General features: G+C 59.3%; 21 protein-coding genes. 4 read left to right on the plus strand and 17 right to left on the minus strand.

The features are described 5' to 3' along the window. Positions 1-2: 2 nt before the first annotated feature. Both BUE38_RS16985 and BUE38_RS16990 read right to left on the minus strand, forming a co-directional pair. The gene (locus BUE38_RS16985; protein WP_073436428.1) at positions 3-998 is read right to left on the minus strand and encodes a M23 family metallopeptidase; all 996 of its coding nucleotides are present in this window, start codon (positions 996-998) and stop codon (positions 3-5) included. Continuing rightward, entirely contained in the window at positions 995-1774 is a 780-nt protein-coding gene (locus BUE38_RS16990; protein ID WP_234987076.1) for a DsbA family protein, read from the minus strand. Before BUE38_RS16990 ends, BUE38_RS16985 begins: the two co-directional genes overlap by 4 nt. Positions 1775-3085: 1311 nt before the next feature. Here BUE38_RS16990 and BUE38_RS16995 point away from each other — a divergent pair. Next, a complete protein-coding gene (locus tag BUE38_RS16995; protein ID WP_234987077.1) occupies positions 3086-4606 on the plus strand; it encodes a Na+/H+ antiporter NhaC family protein in 1521 nt (506 codons plus the stop codon). A 222-nt stretch (positions 4607-4828) separates the two neighbouring features. Here the strand turns inward: BUE38_RS16995 and BUE38_RS17000 are convergent, their stop codons facing one another. From BUE38_RS17000 to BUE38_RS17015, 4 genes are all read right to left on the minus strand, one after another. Then, entirely contained in the window at positions 4829-5008 is a 180-nt protein-coding gene (locus BUE38_RS17000) for a hypothetical protein (RefSeq protein ID WP_143166376.1), read from the minus strand. 136 nt (positions 5009-5144) lie between these two features. Beyond that, positions 5145-6158, minus strand: a complete 1014-nt coding sequence (locus BUE38_RS17005) for a lactonase family protein (RefSeq protein ID WP_073436430.1) — start codon at positions 6156-6158, stop codon at positions 5145-5147. Between the two features lie 389 nt (positions 6159-6547). Beyond that, on the minus strand, positions 6548-7360 hold the full coding sequence (dkgB, locus tag BUE38_RS17010; RefSeq protein WP_073436431.1) for a 2,5-didehydrogluconate reductase DkgB: 813 nt from the start codon (positions 7358-7360) through the stop codon (positions 6548-6550). 151 nt (positions 7361-7511) lie between these two features. Beyond that, positions 7512-8693, minus strand: coding sequence for an MFS transporter (locus BUE38_RS17015; protein ID WP_073436432.1), 1182 nt, complete (start codon positions 8691-8693; stop codon positions 7512-7514). 136 nt (positions 8694-8829) lie between these two features. Here BUE38_RS17015 and BUE38_RS17020 point away from each other — a divergent pair, with 136 nt between their 5' ends. Beyond that, on the plus strand, positions 8830-9714 hold the full coding sequence (locus tag BUE38_RS17020; protein WP_073436433.1) for a LysR family transcriptional regulator: 885 nt from the start codon (positions 8830-8832) through the stop codon (positions 9712-9714). A 32-nt stretch (positions 9715-9746) separates the two neighbouring features. Here BUE38_RS17020 and BUE38_RS17025 read toward each other — a convergent pair whose 3' ends face one another. The 3 genes from BUE38_RS17025 to BUE38_RS17035 all read right to left on the minus strand — a co-directional run bounded on the left by BUE38_RS17025 (position 9747) and on the right by BUE38_RS17035 (position 11897). Further along, positions 9747-10433, minus strand: coding sequence for an HAD family hydrolase (locus BUE38_RS17025; RefSeq protein ID WP_073436434.1), 687 nt, complete (start codon positions 10431-10433; stop codon positions 9747-9749). Positions 10434-10545: 112 nt separating this feature from the next. Continuing rightward, entirely contained in the window at positions 10546-11169 is a 624-nt protein-coding gene (locus BUE38_RS17030) for a 2-hydroxychromene-2-carboxylate isomerase (RefSeq protein ID WP_234987078.1), read from the minus strand. Then, the gene (locus BUE38_RS17035) at positions 11169-11897 is read right to left on the minus strand and encodes an SDR family oxidoreductase (RefSeq protein ID WP_073436435.1); all 729 of its coding nucleotides are present in this window, start codon (positions 11895-11897) and stop codon (positions 11169-11171) included. Before BUE38_RS17035 ends, BUE38_RS17030 begins: the two co-directional genes overlap by 1 nt. A gap of 195 nt (positions 11898-12092) precedes the next feature. On the opposite strand from BUE38_RS17035, the gene BUE38_RS17040 reads away from it, so the two are divergent. Continuing rightward, on the plus strand, positions 12093-12572 hold the full coding sequence (locus BUE38_RS17040) for a winged helix-turn-helix transcriptional regulator (RefSeq protein ID WP_073436436.1): 480 nt from the start codon (positions 12093-12095) through the stop codon (positions 12570-12572). 120 nt (positions 12573-12692) lie between these two features. On the opposite strand, the gene BUE38_RS23010 is transcribed toward BUE38_RS17040, so the two are convergent. The 8 genes from BUE38_RS23010 to speB all read right to left on the minus strand — a co-directional run bounded on the left by BUE38_RS23010 (position 12693) and on the right by speB (position 21900). After that, positions 12693-12830, minus strand: coding sequence for a hypothetical protein (locus BUE38_RS23010; RefSeq protein ID WP_159438907.1), 138 nt, complete (start codon positions 12828-12830; stop codon positions 12693-12695). A 1-nt stretch (position 12831) separates the two neighbouring features. Continuing rightward, positions 12832-13746 carry an NAD(P)-dependent oxidoreductase gene (locus BUE38_RS17045; RefSeq protein WP_073436437.1) on the minus strand — a complete coding sequence of 305 codons (915 nt, stop codon included), beginning with the start codon at positions 13744-13746 and terminating at the stop codon, positions 12832-12834. 86 nt (positions 13747-13832) lie between these two features. Then, entirely contained in the window at positions 13833-15284 is a 1452-nt protein-coding gene (locus BUE38_RS17050; protein ID WP_084542007.1) for an aldehyde dehydrogenase family protein, read from the minus strand. Between the two features lie 14 nt (positions 15285-15298). Further along, positions 15299-16102, minus strand: a complete 804-nt coding sequence (locus BUE38_RS17055) for a carbon-nitrogen hydrolase family protein (protein ID WP_073436439.1) — start codon at positions 16100-16102, stop codon at positions 15299-15301. A 10-nt stretch (positions 16103-16112) separates the two neighbouring features. Then, a complete protein-coding gene (locus tag BUE38_RS17060) occupies positions 16113-17438 on the minus strand; it encodes a purine-cytosine permease family protein (protein WP_073436440.1) in 1326 nt (441 codons plus the stop codon). Positions 17439-17551: 113 nt separating this feature from the next. Beyond that, positions 17552-19162: a 5-guanidino-2-oxopentanoate decarboxylase gene (locus BUE38_RS17065; RefSeq protein WP_073436441.1), complete on the minus strand. Its 1611-nt coding sequence runs from the start codon at positions 19160-19162 to the stop codon at positions 17552-17554. A gap of 293 nt (positions 19163-19455) precedes the next feature. Further along, the gene (locus BUE38_RS17070) at positions 19456-20841 is read right to left on the minus strand and encodes a YjiH family protein (RefSeq protein ID WP_073436442.1); all 1386 of its coding nucleotides are present in this window, start codon (positions 20839-20841) and stop codon (positions 19456-19458) included. 108 nt (positions 20842-20949) lie between these two features. Then, positions 20950-21900, minus strand: a complete 951-nt coding sequence (speB, locus tag BUE38_RS17075) for an agmatinase (RefSeq protein WP_073436443.1) — start codon at positions 21898-21900, stop codon at positions 20950-20952. A gap of 454 nt (positions 21901-22354) precedes the next feature. Here speB and BUE38_RS17080 point away from each other — a divergent pair, with 454 nt between their 5' ends. Further along, on the plus strand, positions 22355-23791 hold the full coding sequence (locus tag BUE38_RS17080) for a sigma-54 interaction domain-containing protein (protein ID WP_073436444.1): 1437 nt from the start codon (positions 22355-22357) through the stop codon (positions 23789-23791). Positions 23792-23985 lie beyond the last annotated feature (194 nt).

Here is a 23985-nt window from a genome sequence, read left to right on the forward strand (position 1 = left end):
CTTTACTCACTGAGTGCAGCCAGGCTGGGGTCGGTGGATGTTCCGATAATGCTCTGGAAACGTTCTCTTGCTTCATAAAGCACTTCCTGGTAATTCTGCTGTTGATAAATTGTGCCAGAAAGAATGCGCTTTCCTTCTGTAAGAGGATCGACAGGGCGATCATTTACTCTTGTTTCATAATGCAGGTTAGGGCCCGTTGTTACACCTGAAGTACCTACCTCTCCCAGAATATCGCCACTATTTATGGTATCTCCTACGGCAAGACCGGAAGCAGATCGACTGAGGTGAGTATAGCGACTGATGGTGTCGGCATCGTGCTCTATTTCTATCACCAGTCCGTAACCAGAGCGACGACCGATAAATGCGACTCGCCCAGGGGCAGTGGCCATGATAGGTGTTCCGAGAGGTGCGGCAAGGTCGATGCCATTATGGCGACGAGCTCCTCCATAAACAGGGTGACGTCGTATACCAAAGCGAGACGTTAGTTGCGCATCCATGATTGGTGGTTGAAAGGAGTCAATAAGCATTTCATCCTTGAATAGTAGGACAGCATTGTTTTTTCCTTCTGAAACAATGAGCTCTATGTCCTGATCCTGGTTTGATAGCTTGGCATAGGTTAGGCGAGGTTCCGGCGGCTCATTATCATTAAGGTCGATATCTTTCTTCCATGATATTTGTAAGTTGTCACTCTCTGAAAGGTCAAGTGGTGGATCCTGAAGCCACTCAAGAACGGTTTCGAATTCTTCGGTAACACTTGAAGGTACTCCCTCGTCTTCCATGGAAACATCCAGGGAGGACACCGTGGATATTTCACGTCCAAAATCCAGAGTGATGACTCGAGGGTTGAGTGGGTTGGGTGAGCTGGCGCTCTGCCCCTGCTCAACGCTCTGCATTCCCTTGACTTTCGATGGGGAAAGCAGCAGCCTTTCCTGCCAGCTTGCCTCCACTGTTAATGGTTGTAGGATGATGAATCCTGCGAGCAGAAATTTCCTGTTCACTGGGTAACTTCCTCTTCAGATATATCTTCTACCTCACGCTTTACTGCATCAAATAACTCCTGCATGCCAAAGGGGGAAAGAAGTTCGCCATTGATAAAAAAAGTAGGAGTCTGAAGAACTTTATTTTTTCTCACATCATCCATGTCCTGATTGATTGTCGCCTGAACCTCTGGTGAATCGAGAAATGCTTCAGCGGACGCCTGATCCAGTCCAGCTTGACTCGCAATATCCAGGATCGCCTGCTCATCAAAGCGACCATGAGATGCCCATTGCTCCTGGCGTGCAAGCAAGGTTTCCAGAACTGGCTCAAAAACATCCTGACGCCGAGCAGCCTCTAGTACGCGAATGGCAGTGTCAGAAATATCGCCGTGAAAAGATGTATAGCGCAGGACCAGTTGGACTTGTTCAGGGTAGGTGGCCAGAATTCTTTTGGTGAGAGGATAAAAGGCGCGGCAAGCTTCACAGGCCGGATCGAAAAATTCAACAATAGTCACCGGTGCATCTTCAGCACCCAGGATAGGGGAGTGTGGCCTTACGAGAGTGTTGTCGAATAGGCTTTCCATGTCAGCGAGTTGGTCCGGCTCCGTGTTGGAGAATGCAGGTGCTGCCGCAGTCATGGAAATAGCGGTTAGTGTTAACGTTCCTGCGAATACCAGGTTGGCTGCACCAGAGATGTTTTTCTTGCTTGATGTCTGGCTGAGAAGTTTGATCAGGAAATGGCATGCAATAGTTTTATATTTTCCTGGTCTTGCAGCAGTAGTGTTGAATTTTATCATGTGTAATTTCCTTGTCGACGTTGTGGACGATGCTTTCAAGCTGTAGGTTTGAATGTGAAATTCTGATGTTTTTATATTATTTATTGCTTGTTCAGATATTTAGGATATTGACTGTCAGTTTGCCGCCGCTATATTCTCACCATGTACTGGTGTGGAGCCCTTGAGCGTTCATCGTGTGTCCGAGCCATCAAGCGCCTTTAGGGTGCTTGGTCCAGCACCCTGGCGCGTACCAGGGTTGATGTCGATGAATGGACAAGAGGCTCAGGCCTCTTCTAGTTCTTTTATAGCTACCACTATAAAACCTCTACCAGCTATAGATTCAATCCCCTTTCAGACCATTCTGACCGTCCTGATATTTTTGCAGATCTCATTTCTGGAGACGTGGCGGGGCTTATGCTGAAGAGACTCTCATCTATAGTTGGAATGCGCTCAGCTGGCTTGAGTGCTGCCGTGGGAATGAAGTGTTTTTCTTGTATTTCATATGCCACAGCGAAGTAGCGAGGTGAGGCGAGATGCTATGACCGATCTAGCTACAGTGGATCGTCGGTCAGCGGTCACCGTATCTCAATCCGATGGGGATGGACGGTCAATGTGGAGTGCTAACGAAGCGTACCGGAGACTGGTATGTCGTCCAGAAGTCTCGAATTGGCACAGTTGAGGCGTTGGATATAAAGCCTGGGTAGGTTGTGGAAGACATTCCACTGAAGCCCTCTCGGTGAACGGGGTTCACGGCTGATTGCGTCGAACTCTCTGTGCTGGATATGAAATCGTCTTTATTCCTGCGTCCTGTGCACGTGCGGCTGGACGCCATTGCCTGTGTTGCTCTGTTCTCACTCCTGTCCCTGGACATCGGGGTGGGAGCATCATGGACCATGGACTGGGCTCGTAGTTTGTTGCGTTGCTTGGCGTCATCAAGGCTTTTCTGGTGGCACTGTGCTGTGTTCCCATGACAAGTAACCCCAGATGGTCACCTACTCCATCAACCCGGTGTTGGTGCTGCGCCCCTGCTGGTGGTGTTTATTTCCTGGAAGCAGATGCTGGCCATTTCGGGCACCGCGCTCGGCGTGTTCGCAGGCGCCATTTGTGCCATGGGGCTGCAGGGGCGTGATATGCGGCGGTGATGAACGTCGCCTTCCATGTCTCGTTCTGGAAGCTGACAGCTTAACCCCGGCGAGGCATGATTCAGTCTGCTGGCTGATTCGGCATCGCACTGCGCTCATTCCGGCGTGAGATGTTACAGGCGTTGACAGTCACTCCAGCTGAGTGTTGTATGCATCATTCAAAAAATCGATATTATCCGCTGGAGACTGAATGATGGAGCACATGGGGATCGTTTCGCTGGTTCCGCCATTATTGGCAATCATACTGGCGGTAGCCTTCAGGAACGTTATCCTGTCGCTGTTTCTGGGTCTGTTTGCCGGGCTGCTGATACTTTCCGGCGGTAATCCGATCAGTGCGACGACCGGTACCATCCGCGACTATCTCTCCCCCCAACTGACCGATAGCTACAATGCGGCAGTGATTGTATTACTGTTCTTCATAGGCGGTTTCGTGGCGCTGGTCGAGCACTCCGGTGGGGGAGCCGCACTGGCCTCGCGCACCATCAAGTACATCAACACTCGTGCCAAGACCCAGATTTCTGCCTGGGCGGGTGGTCTGTTGATCTTCTTCTCCGATATGGGCACGCCGCTGATCGTGGGGCCGGTGTTCGAGAAGCTGTTCGACAAGGTCAGGGTCTCGCGTGAGAAGCTGGCCTGGATTCTCGACTCGACCTCGTCACCGGTCGCGATCCTGATTCCGTTCATCGGCTGGGGTATCTATGTGATGGGCCTGATCCGTGAGGAACTGGATCGGCTCGGCAATAACCTTTCCGAGTTCGACGTCTTCGTTCAGGCGATTCCCTTCCAGTTCTACGCCATCCTCACGGTAGTCTCGATTCCGGTTGTCGCTCTGCTGGGTGTGGATTTCGGTGCCATGGCGAAAGCCGACCGGCGCGTGCGTGAAACCGGCGAACTCTACTGGGCGACCTCCCGGCCGCTGCGCAACATCGATCGTCATGCCGATGGTGCCGTCCCGGAAAGCCATCCGATGCTGATCTGGCTGCCGTTGCTGGTGCTGTTTGTCACCCTGTTCAGTCTGTTGGTGGCCAAGGGCTTTCCGGTCGAACCGGTGCCGGGGAGTGAGTTCCGGGTTGCGCTGAGTACGGCCTATCTATTTGCCGCGGTGGTGCTGGTTGGCCTGATGCTGATTCACCGGGTACAGAGCTTCAATGACATCTTCAACACCTATATGGGTGGCATGCGCAAGATGGTCGGCGTAGTGATGATCCTGGTGCTGGCCTGGGCGCTGGGCTCGTTGCTCAGCGAAATGGGGACCGCCAACTATATTGTCGAAGTGCTCAAGGGTAATATTCCCGGTTATATCGTACCGGCGATCATCTTCCTCTCTGCTGCTGGCATGTCATTTGCCACCGGCAGCTCCTGGGGAACCTTTGCCATCATGCTGCCATTGGCGATACCCATGGCCTTCGGTCTGGACGCTCCGCTGCTGGTCTGCGTCGGGGCAGTGCTGTCGGGAGGTATCTTCGGAGATCACTGTTCGCCGATTTCGGACTCGACGATCCTGGCCTCGACCGGCGCTGGTTGTGACCATATCGATCATGTTCGCACACAGCTTCCCTATGCCCTGACCAACGGCAGCATTGCGCTGGGATCCTTTGTGGTCGCTGGCATTACCCAGAGCGCATGGACCGTCGTCCTCAGTGCCCTGTGCATGATGGCGGTCTTTGCTGCGGCGGCACGGTTCACACCAGTACCGGCAACCGCACGCTGAACGTTGCGACTCTGCCGATCAGTACCTGCCGTGTTCGGCAGGCACTGATCGGCGCTATTAACATGGCAATCAAATAGCTCATCCTGATCGATTTGATTATCGTCCGCACCACACTGGCGCAGATGCGTGGATCTGCTGGTGTGGTGCGGTCTCGCGTCGGCCTGATGGCCGACGGCGGCACGTCCCTGTGCCGCCATTAACCCAACATGAAAGCATGCCGGGTTAATACTGGCCTTCGGGCGCCATCATTCCAATGCGCACCATCCATTCCTTGAACAGTTCCGGCCAGTAGCGCGCCGGGAGTTCCGGCTCCCTGGCGAGGGCGAAGCCATGTCCGCCACCGCGGAAGATGTGCAGCTCTGTCTTCACCCCAGCGGTGTGTAACGCGCTATAGAAGCGCATGGCATTCAACAGCGTGCGGCCGGCATGAAAGACTCTGATTCCTTGCCTGACCAGCACCTGAGCAGTGTTTCGGCCTTCCTTGTAGATAGCAATACTCCGGTAGCCGCCTCTGGGCCGGGGGACCACCAGCCTGTATTCAGCGTGGTTGCCGGAAGGTAATCCAGTCCGGGCTGTCACCGACCCTGAGCCGTGCAGTTTGTTGCAGCTCTCCATCCTGGAGGCGCCAGGCCGCGATATGGCCTGACTTCTGTCCGGCTGCTACCAGGAACTGTCCCGTGGGATCGGTGGCGAAGCCGCGTGGCTGCTGTTCGATCTCGTGCTCGGCGTGGTAGTTCAGCTCGCCTGTGGTGACGTTAATGCGGAAAGTCGTCAGCAGGGAGCTATTGCGTTCGCATGCATACAGGAAGTGACCACAGGGGCTGATATGGATGTCGGAAGCCCAGTAGCCGTCGTGATTGCCCTTGCTGATATGGACACGTTGGAGGGTGGCCATCGCAGCGCTGTCGGCATCGTAGCTCAGGGTAGTGATCGAGCCATCGAGCTCGCCGAGCACATAAAGTCTGTTGCCCTCGCTATTGAATACGTAATGCCTGGGCCCTGTGCCAGCGGGAAACTCGACGGTGGCAGGAGCACCGAGCGGAGTCGACTCGTTGCCCAGCGGGAAGACATAGAGTCGGTCGCCGCCGAGGCTGGAAGCAATGATATGGCCACCGCCAGGGGCTTCGAGGATGGCATGGGCGTGAGGCTCGGTGGCAATAGTCTGTAGATGCCGGGCCACCATGCCATCGTTATCAATGGCATGGGCGCTGACCAGGTTGTCGCCATAGGAGGCGGTGAACAGGTACCGGCCAAGGCTATCGGTGGACAGATAGGCCATGCTGGCGTCGAGCGGAGTATTGCCGCGATGGGTCAACTGACCATCGCCCCCTACATCCAGTGTTGCCACGAACAGCGGCTCACCACGAGAGGCTGCGTACAGCCGTTGGCCGGAGGGGGATAGTGCCAGTGGCAGAGACCCACCTTCACGAATCAGGCCAGGCAGACGAAGATTCTGACGTGGTACCAGTTCTCCATCGGTGAGGTTCAGCTCCACCGTCCATATTTCGCCACTGCCGGCGCAACCGACGTAGAGGGAGGTGTATTCACTCATGGCAGCAAGGGTCCTGTAATGCGGAATGACATTCTGTATCAGGATAGCCGTGGTTCCTCAGCGACCTGGGGAGCCTCAGTTCTCCGGCATCCTGCCGGGAATCGAGCGGGAATGACGTACATGTGGTGACCGCCAGTCCGTCTGTTCCACCTGTGAGTCGATGAAGCGCCATTGTTGTGGCCGTGATGGGCACAACAATGTAATACATATTATCTATATAGAATGATTCTTTGGTCGTAATCTGCTCGGATTGCTGTTCGCTTCCCGCAGCAGGAAACGCATGCCCGTATTACAACAGAGCTGATGGAGGTGCAGCAGAGCTGATTGAGGCAGGGGCCGCAGGTGAGCCTGCGGCCTCTTCGTTACGGTCTTTTCATTGCCACCGAACGCTACTGCTGATCCCACTCGGGCGCAAAGTCCGGGCTGGCAATGCGCTCGCCGCGATCCAGTTCGGAAATGGCTGCCATATCGTCGTCACCCAGTGTCAGCTGGAGGGCCTCGATGTTGCTCTGGATGTTGCGCTCCTTCGTCGAGGAAGGAATGGTGGCAATGCCCAACTGATTCAGCCAGGCAATGGTCACCTGGGCGGGAGTGGCACCGTGGCGCTCGGCAATCTGCTTCAGGGTCCCGTCCTGCATGACCTTGCCCACGGCCAGCGGCATGAAGGCAGTCACGGTAATACCCAGCTTTCGGCAATGCTCGACCAGGGCACGGTTCTGCAGGAAAGGGTGCACCTCGATCTGATTGGTGACGATCTCGTCATTGCCGAGAATTTCCACGGCCTCGCTGAGCTGTGCGATGGTGAAATTGGATACCCCGATGTTGCGAGCCTTGCCGGATACCTTCACGTCCTTGAGGGCGGTGAGATAGTCACGCATCGGCACTTCATCATTGGGTGATGGCCAGTGAATCAGCAGCAGGTCGACATGCTCGGTGGCGAGTCGGGACAGACTTTCATCGACACTGAGCTTCAACTCCTGTGGCTCGAGCCGGTCCCACCATACCTTGGTGGTCAGGAATATCTCAGAACGCGGCACCGAACTGGCCGCAATGGCGGCGCCCACGTCCTGTTCATTGCCATAGAACTGGGCGGTATCGAGGTGGCGATAGCCATGTTTCAGCGCACTGTCGATGGCAAGGCGCAGGGTGTCACCTTCCAGGCGATAGGTGCCGAGTCCGGGATTGGGAAAGGGATATGACATTGGTTCTCCAGGTTCGAGGGATCTCGATTGCCGAGCAAGCCATCCAGAGCTGTAACGATGCAGGCGAGATGGTGAGGCTGGTGATCATGTCGATGGTTCAGGCTGCGAGCCATCGACAATATTAGCGGATAAGCAATAAGCCTGCTGGCAATCAGGTCGAGGCCAGGCGGAGGGCGCGACGCTGGTCCAGCGCTGCCGAATAGCGTGTTGCCACCAGTGCACCGAGTACGATGAGGGCTCCGATCCAGGCGGTATCCGTCAGTTGCAGGTGTTCCACCACCTGGCCACCGATCACTGATCCCAGGGCGATTCCGATGTTGAAGGCGGCGATGTTGAGGCCTGAGGCGACATCGACAGCCTCGGGAACATAGCGTTCGGCGAGTTGCACCACATACACCTGCAGGCCCGGCACATTGCCGAAGGCAAAGGCGCCCCAGATCAGAATGGTGGCAACGGCGGCAATGGCATGCCCCGCGCTGAAGGTCAGCACCACCAGGATGGCGGCCAGGCCGGTGAATATCCAGCTCAAGGCGCCAGTGGCACCGAAGCGATCAGCCAGGCGGCCGCCATACAGGTTGCCTACCGCCACGGAGGCACCATAGACCAGCATGATCAAGGCCACCGCGCTGCTGTCGAAGCCACTCACCTGCTCGAGAATCGGAGCGAGAAAGGTGAAGGCTGTGAAAGTACCACCGTAACCGAGGATGGTGATGATGTAGACCAGCAGCAGGCGTGGGTGGGTCAGCACGCGCATCTGTTGGGCAAGACTGGCAGGAGCCGCGCGCTTGAGGTCGCGAGGAATCAGTAGCGCACTGCCGATCAGTGCCACGACGCCGAGCATCGAAACCACCAGAAACGTCGCGCGCCAACCCAGGTGTTGACCGATCCAGGTACCCAGAGGAACACCGGTGACCAGTGCCACGGTCAGACCTGTGAACATGATTGCGATGGCGCTGGCTTCACGATCCTTCGTCACCAGGCTGGTGGCAATGGTCGAGCCGATGGAGAAGAACACTCCGTGGGCGAGACCGGTCAGAATACGTGCGGCGATCAGTGAGCCATACCCTGGTGCCTGCCACGCCAGCAGGTTGCCGATAATGAACAGAGTCATCAGTGCCAGCAGGACCCACTTGCGGTTGAAGCGGGATGTGGCTGCGGTCAGCACTGGAGCACCCACGGCGACGCCGAGCGCATAGAGGCTGACCAGTAGCCCCGCAGAAGGCAGGCTGACGGCCAGGTCAGTGGCGATGGTGGGGACCAGTCCGACAATGACGAACTCGGTAGTGCCGATGGCAAAGGCGCTGAGGGTCAGCGCCAGCAGAGCAACAGGCATGGGGAACTCCCGTAGACGTTGTGACTGGAGCGTGATTCGCATCCATGGATGCCGCGCAGTTTGACGGGAGCTACCTTTTCGATAAATGTAGTATTTGTGGAAACACTTTTGTTGAAAACGAGATAAAGGCCTGGCGATGAAGACACGTTCCGATGATCTCGAGCTGCTGCTGGCGGTGGTTGATAGTGGTGGCTTCAGTGCTGCGGCCGAGCGCCTCGGTGTGCCGGTAGCGCGTGTATCGCGTGCCATCCAGCGTCTCGAGGAGCGTCTGCAGGTGCCGCTGCTCAACCGCACCACCCGCAGCGTGGCGCTGACAGCAGAAGGGCGCTGTTTCGTCGAGGAAGTTCGTGGTGGTCTGGAGCAGCTAAACGCTGCAGAGGAAAGCCTGGCGTTGACGCGTGGCGAGCCGCGCGGGCGACTGAGAGTTGATGCCGCCAGTCCCTTTGTTCTGCATCAACTGGTGCCGCTGGTGGCAGAGTTTCGCCGGCACTATCCGGCGATCGAGCTGGAATTGATTGCCAGTGACGACATCATCAATCTACTGGAGCAACGCACGGATGTTGCCATCCGCATTGGTGCGCTGAGTGACTCCTCATTGCATGCGCGCCTGCTGGGTCGGTCACGGCTGTACCTGGTGGCGAGCCCCGAGTATCTGGCAGCCGCCGGAGAGCCGACCTCCGTTGCTGAACTGCCTCAGCATCAGCGTATCGGATTCCTGGGGTCGAGTAATCTCAACCACTGGCCGGTGGAAGGGCTGGACAGCGAGGTCACTTCAACGATTGCTTCGTCCAGCGGTGAAGTGGTGCGCCAGCTATGCCTGGCCGGCCATGGCATAGCCTGTCTGTCGAACTTCATGATCTGCGAGGACCTCAAGGCAGGTCGCCTCAAGCGCGTGCTCGAAACACAGATGCTCCACGGGGGGGGCCGTGAACAGGTTCAGGCGGTGTACTACCGCAACACCGCCATGTCGGGGCGCATTCAGGCCTTTCTGGATGTGATAGCGCCGCGCCTGAGACTGTAGGGCTGAACCAGGGGGCTGATGCACCGCAGGGCTCAACGCCAGTCCGGCATGGTCCAGCCGCGCTCCGTAGCGATGGCTTCGAGCCTCGGGTCGGGGTGAATCGCCCAGGCATGGTCGACGGCTTCCAGCAGCGGAAGGTCATTATGGGAGTCGGAGTAGCCCCAGCTCTGGCGAGGCTTGCGGCCATCCAGCCAAGCCTCGAGAGCCTTGAGCTTGCCATCGCGGAAGGTGCGGATGCCACTGGCCTTGCCGGTATAGTACCGGTCGCTGTCGATCCCGGCTTCCTCGAGACCTGTGGCCAGTACATTGTCAGCGCCGATGCGTTGTGCCAACGGTGCCACCAGATGTGCGGTCGAGGCCGAGATCACCACAACCCGGTGCCCCTGCTGGCGATGCCAGTCAATGCGCTGCAGGCCGCCAGGGTAGAGTCGCGACATGACTCTGTCATTGAGGCAGGCCTCGACTTCGGCACTGACATCGCTGACCCGGCGGCCTTCCAGCGGCGACAGCAACAGATCGAGATGCTGCTCCATGTCCAGCTCACCCGCTGCATAGGCTCGTTCGTGGGCGGCAAAGCTGGCGCGGAAGGCATTGCCATCGGCAATCCAGCCACGCTCGATCAACCACTCCATCCACTGGAAGGTGATATCGCCCCCGAGCAGGGTGTCATCCAGATCGAACAGCGCCAGGTCGAGGGGAGTGGTGTGGTCAGTGGCCATTGGTGATCCATACTCTGGTGAAAGTGCGCCCCGATACTAACCAGCCTGGATGACCATTGCACGACATGAGGGGAAGACGACAAGCGTCGCGCTGGTCTCTTTCATTGGACGATCAGGTGGTGGCAGCCAGGGCCTCTTCGACAAACATCAGACGATCCTGACCAAAGAACATCTCGTCACCGACGAACATTGTGGGCGCTCCGAATACACCTCGTTGGACGGCTTCATCGGTGACCTGGCGGAGTCTTTCCTTGATTTTCGGAGAGCTGCAACGTTCCAGGACTTGCTCAGGTTCGAAACCGGCCTTGGCCAGCACGGTACTGATGACTTCGGGTTGCCGCATATCCTGTTCGTCGACCCATATGGCGGTGAATATGGCGGTCAGGTAGTCCTGGAAGTGTGGGGTGTCCTGGTACGCCACCGCGCCGCGCATCAGCAGCAAGGTGTTGATGGGGAAGAATGGGTTGAGCGTGAAGGGCACTTCGTAGTGGTGGGCGAAGCGTTGGAGGTCCTCAAGGAGATATTGTCTCTTGGCTTCGATGGTGACAGGTGAATGGTTGCCGGTGGCCTGAAATACGGCGCCCAGCAACATGGGTTTCCAGATGACCTGGCCTGAGTGTCGTGCCGCGATGGCCGGAAGTTGGGTCCAGGCAAGGTAACTGGCTGGGCTGCCGACATCGAAGAAGCATTCGATCTGTTGGCTCATGATGGTGTCTCGCTGTTGTTGGTTGGGCATCAGAAGGTTTCCAGCCAGGGGCGTAGATCCAGCTCGTGTGTCCAGCTATCGCGGGGTTGGCAATGCAATTGCCAGTACTGTTCGGCGATATGCTCGGGATTGAGAATGCCGTCCTGATCCTTCAGCGCGTAGCGCTCCGGGAAGTTGTCGCGGATGAAGTCAGTATCGATGGCGCCATCGATGATCGGGTGCGCAACATGAATGCCCTGAGGCCCCAGTTCACGAGCCATGCTCTGTGCCAGGGCACGCAGCGCAAACTTGGCCCCGGAAAACGCCGAGAAGCCACTACTGCCGCGCAGGGAGGCGGTGGCACCGGTGAAGATGATGGTCCCTCGGCCACGAGGCAGCATGACCCTCGCCGCTTCGCGCCCAGTCAGAAAGCCCGACATCGCAGCCATCTCCCAGACCTTTCGATATACCCGCGTAGTGGTTTCGGTGATCGAGAAGCGCACATTGGCACCGATATTGAAGACGACAACGGCAATCTCTCCAATATCACGCTCGATGTGGTCGAACAGCTCGGCCATCTGGGCTTCCTCGCGGGCATCACAGCCGAAGGGGTGTACCACCCCGCCTGCCTTCCGGATCTCATCCGTCAGTGGTTCCAGCGCCGCCTGCTGACGGCGGGTGACGCAAAGGGTCAAGCCTTCGCGGGCGAAGCGCCGGGCAATGGCGCCTCCAGTGGCATCACCGGCACCAATGATCACGGCAACCTGTGGGCTGGGCATGGTGTATCTCCTGTCTTGTTGGCCGTGTTGGTCTTGTTGTTCCTGTACGTAGTGGTACATCCTGGGTCTGGTGGAATGGGTTCTTTTATGGAACTTATGGGATAGTTGGTTCCTTTATGGAACTTGTCAAGCTAATCTGCACCTGGTCGAGGAATTCAGAAGGCCAAGAAATCAGAAATCCGGGGGAGATAACTCATGCGGTGGGAAGAACTGGATCAGCAGCCCTGTTCGCTGGCGCGCACACTGGCAGTGATCGGCGATCGCTGGAGTTTGTTGATACTGCGTGACTGCTTCCTTGGTATACGCCGTTTCGATCAGTTTGAAGATCGTCTGGGCATCACTCGGCACATCCTCGCCGATCGTCTGAAGAAGCTGGTCGAGCATGATGTGTTGCGTAAGGTGCCTTATCAGGAACGGCCAAGGCGTGAGGAATATCGACTTACCGACAAGGGACTGGAGCTGCATCCAGTGCTGATGGCCATGGTGCACTGGGGCGATCGGCATATGGCTGACGAGAGAGGTGCTCCGGTCAGGCACATACACAAGGGCTGTGGACAGGCCATGACACCGGTGACGGTGTGCTCTGAATGTGGTGAGCCGGTGAACGCCAGGGATATTCGCGTGGAAGCCGGGCCAGGCTGGGAGTCGGCAGGTGTCCTGCCGCATTCCTCCTGAGGACCGGCCCACACCAGCAGATCCGCGCACCTGCGCCAGTGTGGTGCGGACGACAATCAAATCGATCAGGATGAGTTATTTGATTGCCATGTTATTAACCCGGCATGCTTTCATGTTGGGTTAATGGCGGCACATGGACGTGCCGCCGTCGGCCATCAGGCCGACGCGAGACCGCCCCACACCAGCAGATCCATGCATCTGCGCCAGTGTGGTGCGGACGACAATCAAATCGATCAGGATGAGCTGTTTGATTACCATGTTAATAGTCGTCGAGCCCATTCCTGCGTCGGATCTCCAGCAGTAGAGCGCTGTGATCCAGATCTCCACCGTCGTGATCCACCAGGTCGGAGAAAAGCTGATCGGTCAGCTTGAGCAGGGGAAGCTCCAGCCCTAGCTCATTGGCCGCATCGCAGGCCGATCGGGTGTCCTTCAACTGGTGCTTCGAGGGGCCGCCCGGTGTGAAGTTGCGCTCCAGCATGCGCTGGCCGTGTTGCTCAAGAATGCAGGAGGCCGCGAAGCCACCAAGCATGGCCTCGCGAACCCGAGCCGGATCGGCACCACCGACTTCGGCCAGGGTCATGGCTTCAGACACGGCAGCGATGGTTGTCGCCACGGTCAACTGGTTGACTAGCTTGGCCAGGGCGCCAGTACCGGCCGGGCCGATATGCACCGGGCGCCCCATGGCCGCGAGAATCGGAGTGGCGCGCTCAAAGGCATCCTCTGTGCCGCCTGCCATGATCGACAGGCTCCCTTCGATGGCCCCTTTCTCGCCGCCGGAGACCGGAGCATCGAGCCATTGCAGTCCCCTGGCCTGACTGCGTGCGGCCAGGTCGATGGCTTCGTTGCGACCGATTGACGACATGACGATCAGCAGTGCACCGGGCTTCATGGCGTGTACAGCACCCTGGCAGCCCTGAGCGGGTTGATGGAAATCGCCGAACAGGATCTCCTCGCAGACTGGCCCGCTGCTCAACATCACCACGACGGCATCTCTGTCGCGGACCGCATCGGCAGGGGAGGACATGACCTGAACCCCGGCCTTGGTCAGTGCCTGATAACGGGTTTCGCTGCGATTCCATGCCGCCGTGTCGAAGCCAGCGGCGGCCAGGTTACAGGCCATGGGCTGGCCCATGATGCCGGTGCCGAGCACCGCGATTCGTGGCTTGTTGGACATGATATTCCCGTGACGTTATGGAGCGGACCGCCGTTACCAGGCCCTGTCCGCTCGATGCTGATGTCCTGTTGGTTGAGTTCGGGACCTCAGGTAGCTGCGGGCCCGATGATGTGCTTGACCTCAAGATAGCCGGACAGGCCCCAGGGGCCCAGCTCACGTCCGATGCCACTGATGCCGAAGCCGCCCCAACTGGCCTCGGGCATGACGACCTGCTCGCTGTTGTACCAGATACTGCCGGCGCGTAGCTGGCGTGCCACACGACGGGCACGTTCCGGGTCGCCGGAGATGACCGTGGCGGCAAGGCCGAAGTCGCTGTCGTTGGCCAGTTGGATGGCGTCCTGCTCCGAGCCGACAGAGCGCGCGCAGAGCACCGGACCGAAGATTTCCTCACGCCACAGGCTGCTATCAGTGGGCACGTCACGGAACAGGGTCGGAGCGACGAATTCGCCCTGCTCGGGGAGCTGACGATGGCTCGCGTCACGCACGGCTGAGAGCCCTTCCTGTCGGGCGATCTGCAGATAGCGTTCGACACTCTGGCGCTGGCGGGCGCTGGTCATTGGTCCCATGTCGGTATCCTCGGCCAGCGGATCTCCGAGATGCAGGGCATCAATGCGCTGAGCCAGAGCGTTGTAGAGAGCCTCGGCCAACGACTGGTCGACAATCAGGCGTGAAGTTGCCGAGCAGATCTGCCCGGAATTGAAGTAGATACCGGCCATGACCCAATCGGCGGCCTGCTCGACATCGGCATCGTCGAGTACGAGGATCGGCGACTTGCCGCCCAGCTCCAGGGACACGCCTCGCACACCATCGGCTGCGGCATGCATGACACGCTCGCCAACCGCATTGCTGCCGGTGAAGGATAACTTATCCACACCCGGATGCGCCGACAGTGGGGCGCCGATACCTTCGCCATCGCCGTGGACCAGGTTCAACACACCGGCGGGAAGCTGGATGGCTTCGGCAATTTCGGCCACGGCGTTTTCCGGAAGCGGGGTGACTTCGGAGGGCTTGAACACGATGGTGCAACCTGCCGCCAGTGCTGGAGCGATCTTCCAGGCGCTGGTGACCAGAGGGAAATTCCAGGGGGTGATCAGACCGACCACGCCTGCCGGGTCCTCGTAGCAGCGGGCTTCGATACCGTCCATGGAATGCTCCACCAGGCGCCCCTGGCGCTGCTCCAGGGCACGCGCCTGTTCCGCGTAGTAGCGGTAGCAGGCGATGGCATCGTCAAGGTCAATGGCGGTCTCGGCCAGGGCCTTGCCGTTATTGGTGGCCGATAGCGTCATCAACTCCTCGCGACGTTCGGCAAGGGTATCGGCGAAAGCATCGAGCCAGGCGGCACGGCGCGCTCCGCCGAGTGCCTGCCACTCGGGCAGGGCCTGGCGGGCGGCGGTGACGGCGGCATCAACGTCAGCAGGGTGACCGGCGGTGAGCTCGGCAAGCTGTTGCTGACGGTAGGGGTCCATTACCGCAAGGCGACGCTGGCCACGGCTTTCGATCCACTGGTTGTTGATGAACTGATGGGTCAGTTGGCGCACGAAACAGGCTCCAGTCATGAAGGCAAGATAGGGGATTGGCGAAGCGTTTCCGCAAGCGGGCGCAAATCCTTCAGGTAGTCCTGATGCACCCGGCTTTCGTCAATGCGGTCGAGGTCGATATCGACGATCAGTGTTGCCGGGTCGACACCCAGCAGGCCCAGTACTTCGCCATCCGGACCGACCACCAGGCTGTTGCCGCAGTAATGCAACTGGTCCTCGACACCGGCACGATTGATGCAGGCGACAAAACACTGGTTGTCCAGCGCGCGGGCACGAATCTGAAGTTGCTGGCGCTCTGCATTGGGCACCATGTTGGCGGTGGGGGACAGGATCACCTCGGCACCGCGTTGGGCCAGGGCTCGGGCGACCTCGGGAAACTCATTGTCATAGCAGATCATCAGGCCGAGACGACCGAGCCGGGTATCGACGACGCACAACTGATCGCCCGGAGTGAAGTACTGATGCTCACGATCCCAGAGCTGGCGCTTGTGGTAGGTGGCGATGCGCTGTCCCTGATCGTTGAACAGTACGGCACTGTTGGTCAGGCGGCCATCGTTGTGGCGCTCGGCCAGCCCGACCAGCAGATGCAGGCCGAATCTTTCTGAAAGCTGGCCGAGCTGCCCCGACAGGGGACCCTCGACGGGGTCGCTGAGCGTTTCGAGCTGGTCGAAGATGTTGTAGCCGGTCAGGGCCATTTCCGGCAGTGCGACCAGATCGACACCTGCTGCAGCGGCCTGCTGACAGAGCTTCTCCAGAGCCGCGAGGTTAGTGTCGGGTTCGCCGCGGACAGGGTCGGTCTGGGCAACAAGTAAACGCATGATGGATTCCTCAGACCCGGGAGACCGGGTGACGAGCCTGTGGGACAAGACGGGTGCCCAACCAGTAGACGCCACCGGTGATCAGGAACACCGGCAGGGAGGCACCGAAGGGCAATGGTGCCACCAGTGTCCACCAGGCGGCCAGGGCGGCGCCCAGCACATAGGCGCCGAGAGCAATGGCCGCAGTGGGACGACCCAACTGGTGGCGGGAGGTCAGCAGTTCGGCACTGTAGCCTTCACGGCCGACCAGATAGTAGTCGACGATCATCACCGAAAAGGCCGGGATGAACAATGCCCCGATCAGCAGCAGGAAGTTCTGGAACTGGTCGAGAATGCCCGGAATCAGCGCGCCGAATACCGTGACCACACCGATCACCAATGCCGGCTTCCAGAACGCCATACCGGGTGACACGTTCATGCATGACAGGGTGGCGCTGTAGACTGCCATGACGTTGGTGGTCATTACCGAGAAGAAGATCACCAGAGCCGCCGGGAGGCCGAAGCCGAACCCGGATAACAGTCGGGTCGGATCATAGGTCTGCTGCATGCCGTTGAGCACTGACAGGCCCGATACGGCGGCCCCCAATCCCATGGCGATCATTGCTGCGAGTACATAACCGCTGTAGGTGCCCCAGATGGCAATGGCGCCGCTACGGCAATTGCGGTTGTAGTCAGCGGAAGAGGATATCCATGAGAAGGCGGTGGCGATGACAATATCGAAGGCGATACCCAGGGTAATGCCATGGCGCGACTCCGTCGGCATGTCCAGCAGAGCGGAGACGTCATAGTGCCGGTTGAGCTGATACAGCACCAGGGCGGCGAGCCCGACCATGGCCAGTGCCGCCCAGCGTTCGACACGCTCGATGCCGAGGTGGCCGCGCAGCACGATCAGTACCACCACGGTCTCGCAGAGAATGGTCATCAACGGCAGATTGGAGTAGCCCGTCGTCGCCTCGATGGCGTAGTCCAGACTCATTCCCGCCAGCAGTGCCTGAATCCAGCTCCAGGCGATCAGCACCGCCATGTTGACCAGCGAGATCAGTCGGCTGCCCAGTGGCCCATAGGCACGACGGGTCAGTGCCATGGAAGGCAGACCTGTACGCTGGCCCATCAGGCCCACCAGCAGCAGCGGAATGGCGCCGATCAGTGAGCCTGTCAGCACGGCGCCCATGGCGGTGGTGAAGGCCAGATCGGGTACCAGCAGCATGCCGGTGAGGATGGTGGTGACTACCACATTGGCGCCGAGCCACAAGGTCACGGTGCCGAAGGCACCGAGACTCCGATGCTGGTGCTCATCGAGGGTATCCTGTCCGAGCAGGCGCTTGAGAAGATTCATGATGAGTGTCCGTTGGCTTGTTGTTGGTATTGGAGCTCGTGGTGGAGCTTGAGGCCGCGACAGGGAACTGCAAGCACACCGGCCCCGGGAGGAGGGGCCGGTGGTGGACGCCGTCAGGCCACGGCAGCTTGCCAGGCGGCGGCATCGACTTCGATCAACATCGGGCCGTTGCTGGGCCGGTTATCCAGCGCACGCTGCAGGCCCGCGGGGTCGCCGACACGGGTGGCGCTGCAGCCGAAGCCGGCGGCCAGCATCTGGAAGTCCGGCGCCTGGATGTCAACGCCAAGTCGGGTAACACCGGCGTTGTCCATGAAGCGGCGGATTTCCTCATAGCCCTGGTTGTGCCACAGCAGAATCACCAGCGGCAGACGCTCTTCCACCGCGCAGGCCAGTTCGGTCAGGGTGAACATCACGCCACCATCACCGACCAGGGCCACCACCGGCAGGTCGGGGCGGCCCAGACAGGCGCCCATGGCGGCAGGCAAGCCGTAGCCCAGGGTGCCGTAGCCGGAGGCAGAGTTGAAGTAGCGGCGAGTCTCGGAGCGGCTGACCAGATGATTGCCAGCGTAGACCGTGGCGCAGGAATCACCGACCAGTACAGCCTCGGGCAGGGCATTGTCCAGGGTCTCGAACAGCGGCACATAGGGGGCGAGGGCCGGGTCATTGACCAGGTCCAGTGCCTCCAGAGCGGCACGGGTGCGCTCGGCGCCATGGCGTTTACTCGCCTGTTTGCCCAGCCGCTCGGCCAGTGCAGACAGGGTCAGCCCCGCATCGGCGACCATGGCCAGGTCGGCAGAATGGTTGCGCGCCAGTTGCTCGGCATCAAGGTCGACACGAATCAGGCGGCCACCGATCTCGAAGCCGTCATCAAACACCACGTCATAGTCGGTTTCGCCGATCTCGGTGCCGATCGCCAGTACCACGTCAGCGTCGAGGGCCATCTCGCGAACCGGCGGGAAGGAAGCATTGGGGCCGAGATCCAGCGGGTGGTTACGGCCCAGTACGCCCTTGGCGTTGACCGTCACGACTGTCGGCGCGTCCAGCGCTTCAACCAATTGGCGCGCGGCTTCGGGTGCATCGGCACAGCCTCCGCCAAGCAGCACCAGGGGACGTTCGGCTTCCTTCAGCCAGCGGCAGGCCTGATCGAGACTGGCGCTATCCGGTGCCGGTCGGGCGATTCGAGTGCGTTGCCAATGGCGTGGCGTCTCGACCGGGGCATTGAAAAGATCAATCGGGATTTCGATATGCACCGGCCCCGGACGTGCACCTTCGAAGATGGCGAAAGCGCGCGCCATGACTTCAGGCAGGCGATCGGCATCCAGCAGGGTATGGCTGAAGCGACTGACACCGGCCATCAGCTGCTGCTGGCTTGGCAATTCGTGTAGACGCCCCTGGCCAAGGCCAAGGGTATCCCGGCGATTGACGCTGGAGATCACCAGCATCGGTACCGAATCGGCCAGCGCCTGCCCCATGGCAGTGGCGATATTGGTCATGCCGGGGCCAGTGATGATGAAGCACACACCGGGCTTACCGGTGGTGCGAGCGTAGCCATCGGCCATGAAACCGGCACCCTGTTCGTGGCGCGGCGTCACATGGCGCATGTTGGCATCGCCACCTTCGAGGCCACGATACAGCTCGACGGTGTGTACGCCGGGAATCCCGAACACGGTGTCCACGCCGTAGGTGTCACGAAGCAGGCGAATCAACAGTTCAGCGCAGGTCATGAGGGGGTTCCTTGTTTCAGAGACGAATGCTTCAGAGACGAATGCTCCAGAGAAGAGTGTTCCAGGAGCGAGTGTTCCAGGCGAGAGTGTTTCAAGGGCGAATGCTGCGGAGGTGAGTCGTGGGCCAATGCAGGGTCCGCCACCAGACTCCAGGGATTGTGGCCGGAGCTCGCCACGCCAGAGAAGGGAGAGGTGCCGCTCATGTAGGGAATTCCTCTGTCACAAGAGCTCAGCAGCTGAGCGTTGCGTTATCCGATAAGGATGCGACTGGGAGGCCAGCCGCATCCGTTGCATCAGCCCACCAGCCAGTGGGCCATCACCACAATGATCGGCAGAGTGATCGCAGTCCGTAGCAGGAAGATGACCACCAGTTCCCAAAGCTTGAGCGGAATCTTCGATTTCAACAGCAGCGCACCGATTTCCGACATGTAGATCAACTGGGTCAGCGACAGGCAGGAAATCACGAAGCGCGTCAGCTCGCTATCGATATCCTTGGCCAGCACCGCAGGCAGGAACATATCGGCGAATCCGACCAGCGTGGCGGGGGCAGCCTTGGCGGCTTCCGGAATGCCCATCCACTCCAGGACTGGCACCATCGGCATCGACAGCCAGTCGAAGATCGGCGTGTGCTCGACCAGTACCAGTGCCACGGTACCGATGGCAATCACGATCGGCAGCAGGCCGAAGAAGATGTCGGCAACGTTGAACAGTGCCGAACGGACCAGCTTGGCGGGCCCCGGAGCTGTCCTGGCACGCGCCACGGCCATGCCGAGGCTGTAGCGCAGCAGGTTCTGCCCGCTGGTGTTTTCTTCGTGGATCTGGCAGCCCACCGGCTCGTAATAGGTGTTGGCCTTGCGTGACAGAGGAGGCAGGCGCGGCACGATAACGGCAGCGATCAGGCCAGCCACGACTACGGTCAGATAGAAGGGTACGAACAGATGATTGATCTGGGTGAAGCTGGTGACCAGCAGCGCAAAGGCGATCGATACGATGGAGAAGTTGGTGGCGATGGCAGCGGCTTCACGACCATTGTAGAAGCCCTGCTCGTATTGCTGTGTCGTGATCAGCACGCCCACGGTGCCGGAGCCCATCCATGATGCGGTAGCGTCGATGGCGCTGCGCCCCGGTAGGCCGAAGATCAGGCGAAAGGGCGTACGCACGAGGCTGCCGATGAACTCCATGAAACCGAAGTCGACGAGAAACGGCAGCAGAATGGCGGCGAAGAAGAAGAAGGTCAGCAATACCGGGGCGAGGTCATTGAGCATGACGCCGCCGGTGTAGGCCGAGTTGATCATCTCCGGCCCCATCTGGAAAAAGGTCAGCATGCCGAACAGCGCGCCCAGCACACGGGTCACCAGCCACAACGGCGAGACCTTGAAGAGTTCCTGCATGGCCTTGTGCTGGGCCCAGCCAGGATTGGTCAACGAGACCAGCAGACTGATGATGGCGGATAGACAGAGAACGGCCACGGCAATGGCCGGAAGTGCTTCACCCAGGGTGGCCTTGAGCCAGTCGGCGGCCATGCCCATGCCGATGTTGACCGATTCCCCGGTGGAAAATGGCACCAGAAACAGCAGGATACCGATCACCGACGGGATGGCGAACTTGAGTATCCCAGGCAAATTGACCGGCGCCGGATCATTGGCGAGTCTGTCAGCAGAGTGCAGTTGTGAAGACATAAGTGTCACTCGTTGGTCTTGTAATATCAGTGCGCCGCCAGGGTCCTGTACAAGAAGCTCTGTACGAAGCTGGACTGGGCGGCGCCCGTTTGACGCAGTGTCGAGCGATCAGCTGCGGTGTTTGACGCCCGGCAGGACACACAGCATCTCGTACAGCAGTGTGGCGCCCATCAGAGCGGTATTGCCGCTGGGGTCATAGGGAGGAGCGACCTCGACGAGATCACCGCCGACAATATTCAGGCCCTGAGCACCACGGACGATCTCCAGGCCCTGCTGAGCGGTGAGACCACCCATCTCGACGGTGCCGGTGCCAGGCGCGACTGACGGATCCAGGCCGTCGATATCGAAGGAGATGTATACCGGACCATCGCCCATTTGCTCACGCACCTCTGCCATCAGCGGTGCGAGGGACTTGTGCCAGCATTCCTCGGCCTGAACCACACGGAAGCCTTGATCACGGCACCAGTCGAAGTCTTCCGCCGCATAGCCGGTGCCCCGCAAACCGATCTGTACCACACGCTTGCTGTCGAGCAGACCCTCTTCCTGGGCGCGGCGGAACGGACAGCCGTGGGCAACTTCCTCACCGAACATGTGCTCGTTGACGTCGGCATGGGCGTCGATATGGATCAGGCCGACGGGGCCGTGCTTTCTGGCGATAGCGCGCAGGATCGGCCAGGTCAGAGTGTGGTCGCCGCCAAGTGTCAGCGGCACACAGTTATGGGAAAGAACCTCATCATAGAAGTTGCTGATGATGTCGAGATTCTTCGGCAGGTTGAAGGTATTGATCGGCACGTCACCGATATCTGCCACCTGCAGGCTGTCGAAGGGCGCCGCGCGGGTGGCCATGTTGTAGGGGCGCAGCATGCGGGACTCATCGCGAATCTGACGCGGGCCGAGGCGAGTGCCGGGACGGTTGGAGGTACCGATATCCATGGGAATGCCGATGAAGGCGGCATCGAGGCCCTGGGCCGTTTCCTGAGTCGGCAGACGCATCATGGTCGCCGGACCACCGGAACGCGGCATGGTGTTGCCACCGAGGGGCTGATTGAATTCGCTCATGAGGGCTTCCTTATCTTGTCTGCGGAGGCGGTTTGCGTCACAGAGGTTCTTGAATAGCCAGGGCTTGAATAACCTGGGCTTGAATAACAAGTCGAATAGCAACGATGACCAGTACCAAGCAGCTGGCGTGCCAATGCTCTACATCATGCGACCAAGGTCTATAGCGTCAACATAAGAAAGGGGGCTGAAGCTCAGCCAGGAGCAGAATTTACAACGAGGAGACTAACGAAAAACCACTCCGTGATTCATTTATTGATCGTTATCGCTCCAGCAGTGATACAATTATGGATCAATGATCCACATTTGAATCACAGCCCTGAGCGGGGTTTGTGGAAACCGCCTTGAGCGGGGTTTGTGGAAATAGCCCTGAGCGGGGTTTGTGGAAACCGCCTTGAGCGATTCTCGCGGAAACCGCCCTGAGCGGCGGGGAAACAGACTGAGCGGTATATACAGCATGAGCGACTTCGACAGCCAGATTCTGCGCACCATCATCGAAACGGCCCATGATCACTTCTTTATCGTGGAGTCCGACGGCCGCATCCGCGATGTCAGCCCCGGCTCGGCGGCGGTCTACGGCATATCCTGCGAAGAACTGTGTTCGTCCACGGTCCAGCAGCTCGAGGCGTCGGGGGTGCTGAAGCCCTCGGTCAGCCTTGAGGTATTGCGTACCGGTCAGCCGGCGCAACTCGAACAGCAGACCAGCACGGGGCGACGTGTCGTGGCTCAGGCCTACCCGGTATTCGAGGGAGGCGAGTTGGTGGCGGTGGTCAGTCGCTCCATGGACATGACGGATCTGCAGCTGCTGCAACAGGAATATGCGCTGCTGCAGCAGCGCTTCAGCGATCACCTCCAGCGCCGTTTGGGCCTGGAGGATGAGGTGGCCATGATCGAGGCCGAGGTCGGTGAGCTGGAGGTCAAGAGCCGGGTCATGCGCGAGATTGCCTTGCTGTTGAAACGTGTGGCGCCAACCGACGCCACGGTGTTGATGCAGGGAGAATCCGGTGTCGGCAAGACCGCTTTTGCTCATCTGGTGCATCGCTGGAGTTCGCGACGCAGCGGCCCCTTCCTCGACGTCAATTGTGCGGCCATTCCCGAAGGTCTGTTCGAATCCGAGATGTTCGGCTATTGCCAGGGAGCCTTCTCCGGTGCGGCGCCCGGGGGACGGGTTGGACTGATCGAGCAGGCCGCGGGAGGCACCCTGTTCCTCGATGAGATCGGCGAGTTGCCGTTGGGAGTGCAGACCAAACTGCTCAAGGCCATTCAGGATGGCAGTATCACTCGGCTCGGCGACTCACGGTCAAGGCGCGTGGATTTCCGGTTGGTGGTCGCGACCAATCAGGATCTGGCCGAGCGGGTAGAACAGGGGCTGTTTCGCCTCGACCTCTATTACCGCCTTAATGTCATTCCCGTTACTCTGCCGCCGCTGCGTGAACGCCGCGAGGACATTCCTGCTCTGGTCGAGCGTCAGTTGGCCAGACTCAATGAACGTTATGGGCGTGACAAGATCCTGTCCCGAGATGTCTGGCAATTGCTGATGGGCTGGGATTGGCCGGGTAATGTGCGAGAACTCGAGAATGTTCTCGAGCGGGCCTGGCTGGCCAGTGAGGATGTCATCGATGCTCAAGTCCTTGCACCTTCCGGCAGTGATGTCCAGAGCCACGCTTTCATCCCGGGAGCCGGGGCATCCGAGCCTTCGGCGCCCGTGGCTCAAAGTCTGGAGGAAGGCGAAGGGCTCAAGGCGGTGCTGGCCCGAGTGGAGAGAGACATTCTCGCCCGGCTGTGTAGTGAGCTGTCTTCGACCTATGCCATCGCCGAACGCCTGTCCATCAGCCAACCCAGCGTGGTGCGCAAACTCAAGCAGCATGGGTTGAGGGTGGGGGACTCGCTGTGAGCAACGAGCAACGAGCAACGAGCTACGAGCTACGAGCACGCTACGCTCGAGCTGAACCCCCGAACCCCCGAACCCTGAAGAAATGGACGGAATTTCCGGTTTGGCACTGATCTGCTCGAAGCTCGTGTCTCGGAGCTGGAATGGCACTGATCTGCTCGAAGCTCGAAGCCCGTGTCTCGGAGCTGGAATGGCAC

Source organism: Halomonas cupida (assembly GCF_900142755.1).
Taxonomy (GTDB): domain Bacteria; phylum Pseudomonadota; class Gammaproteobacteria; order Pseudomonadales; family Halomonadaceae; genus Halomonas; species Halomonas cupida.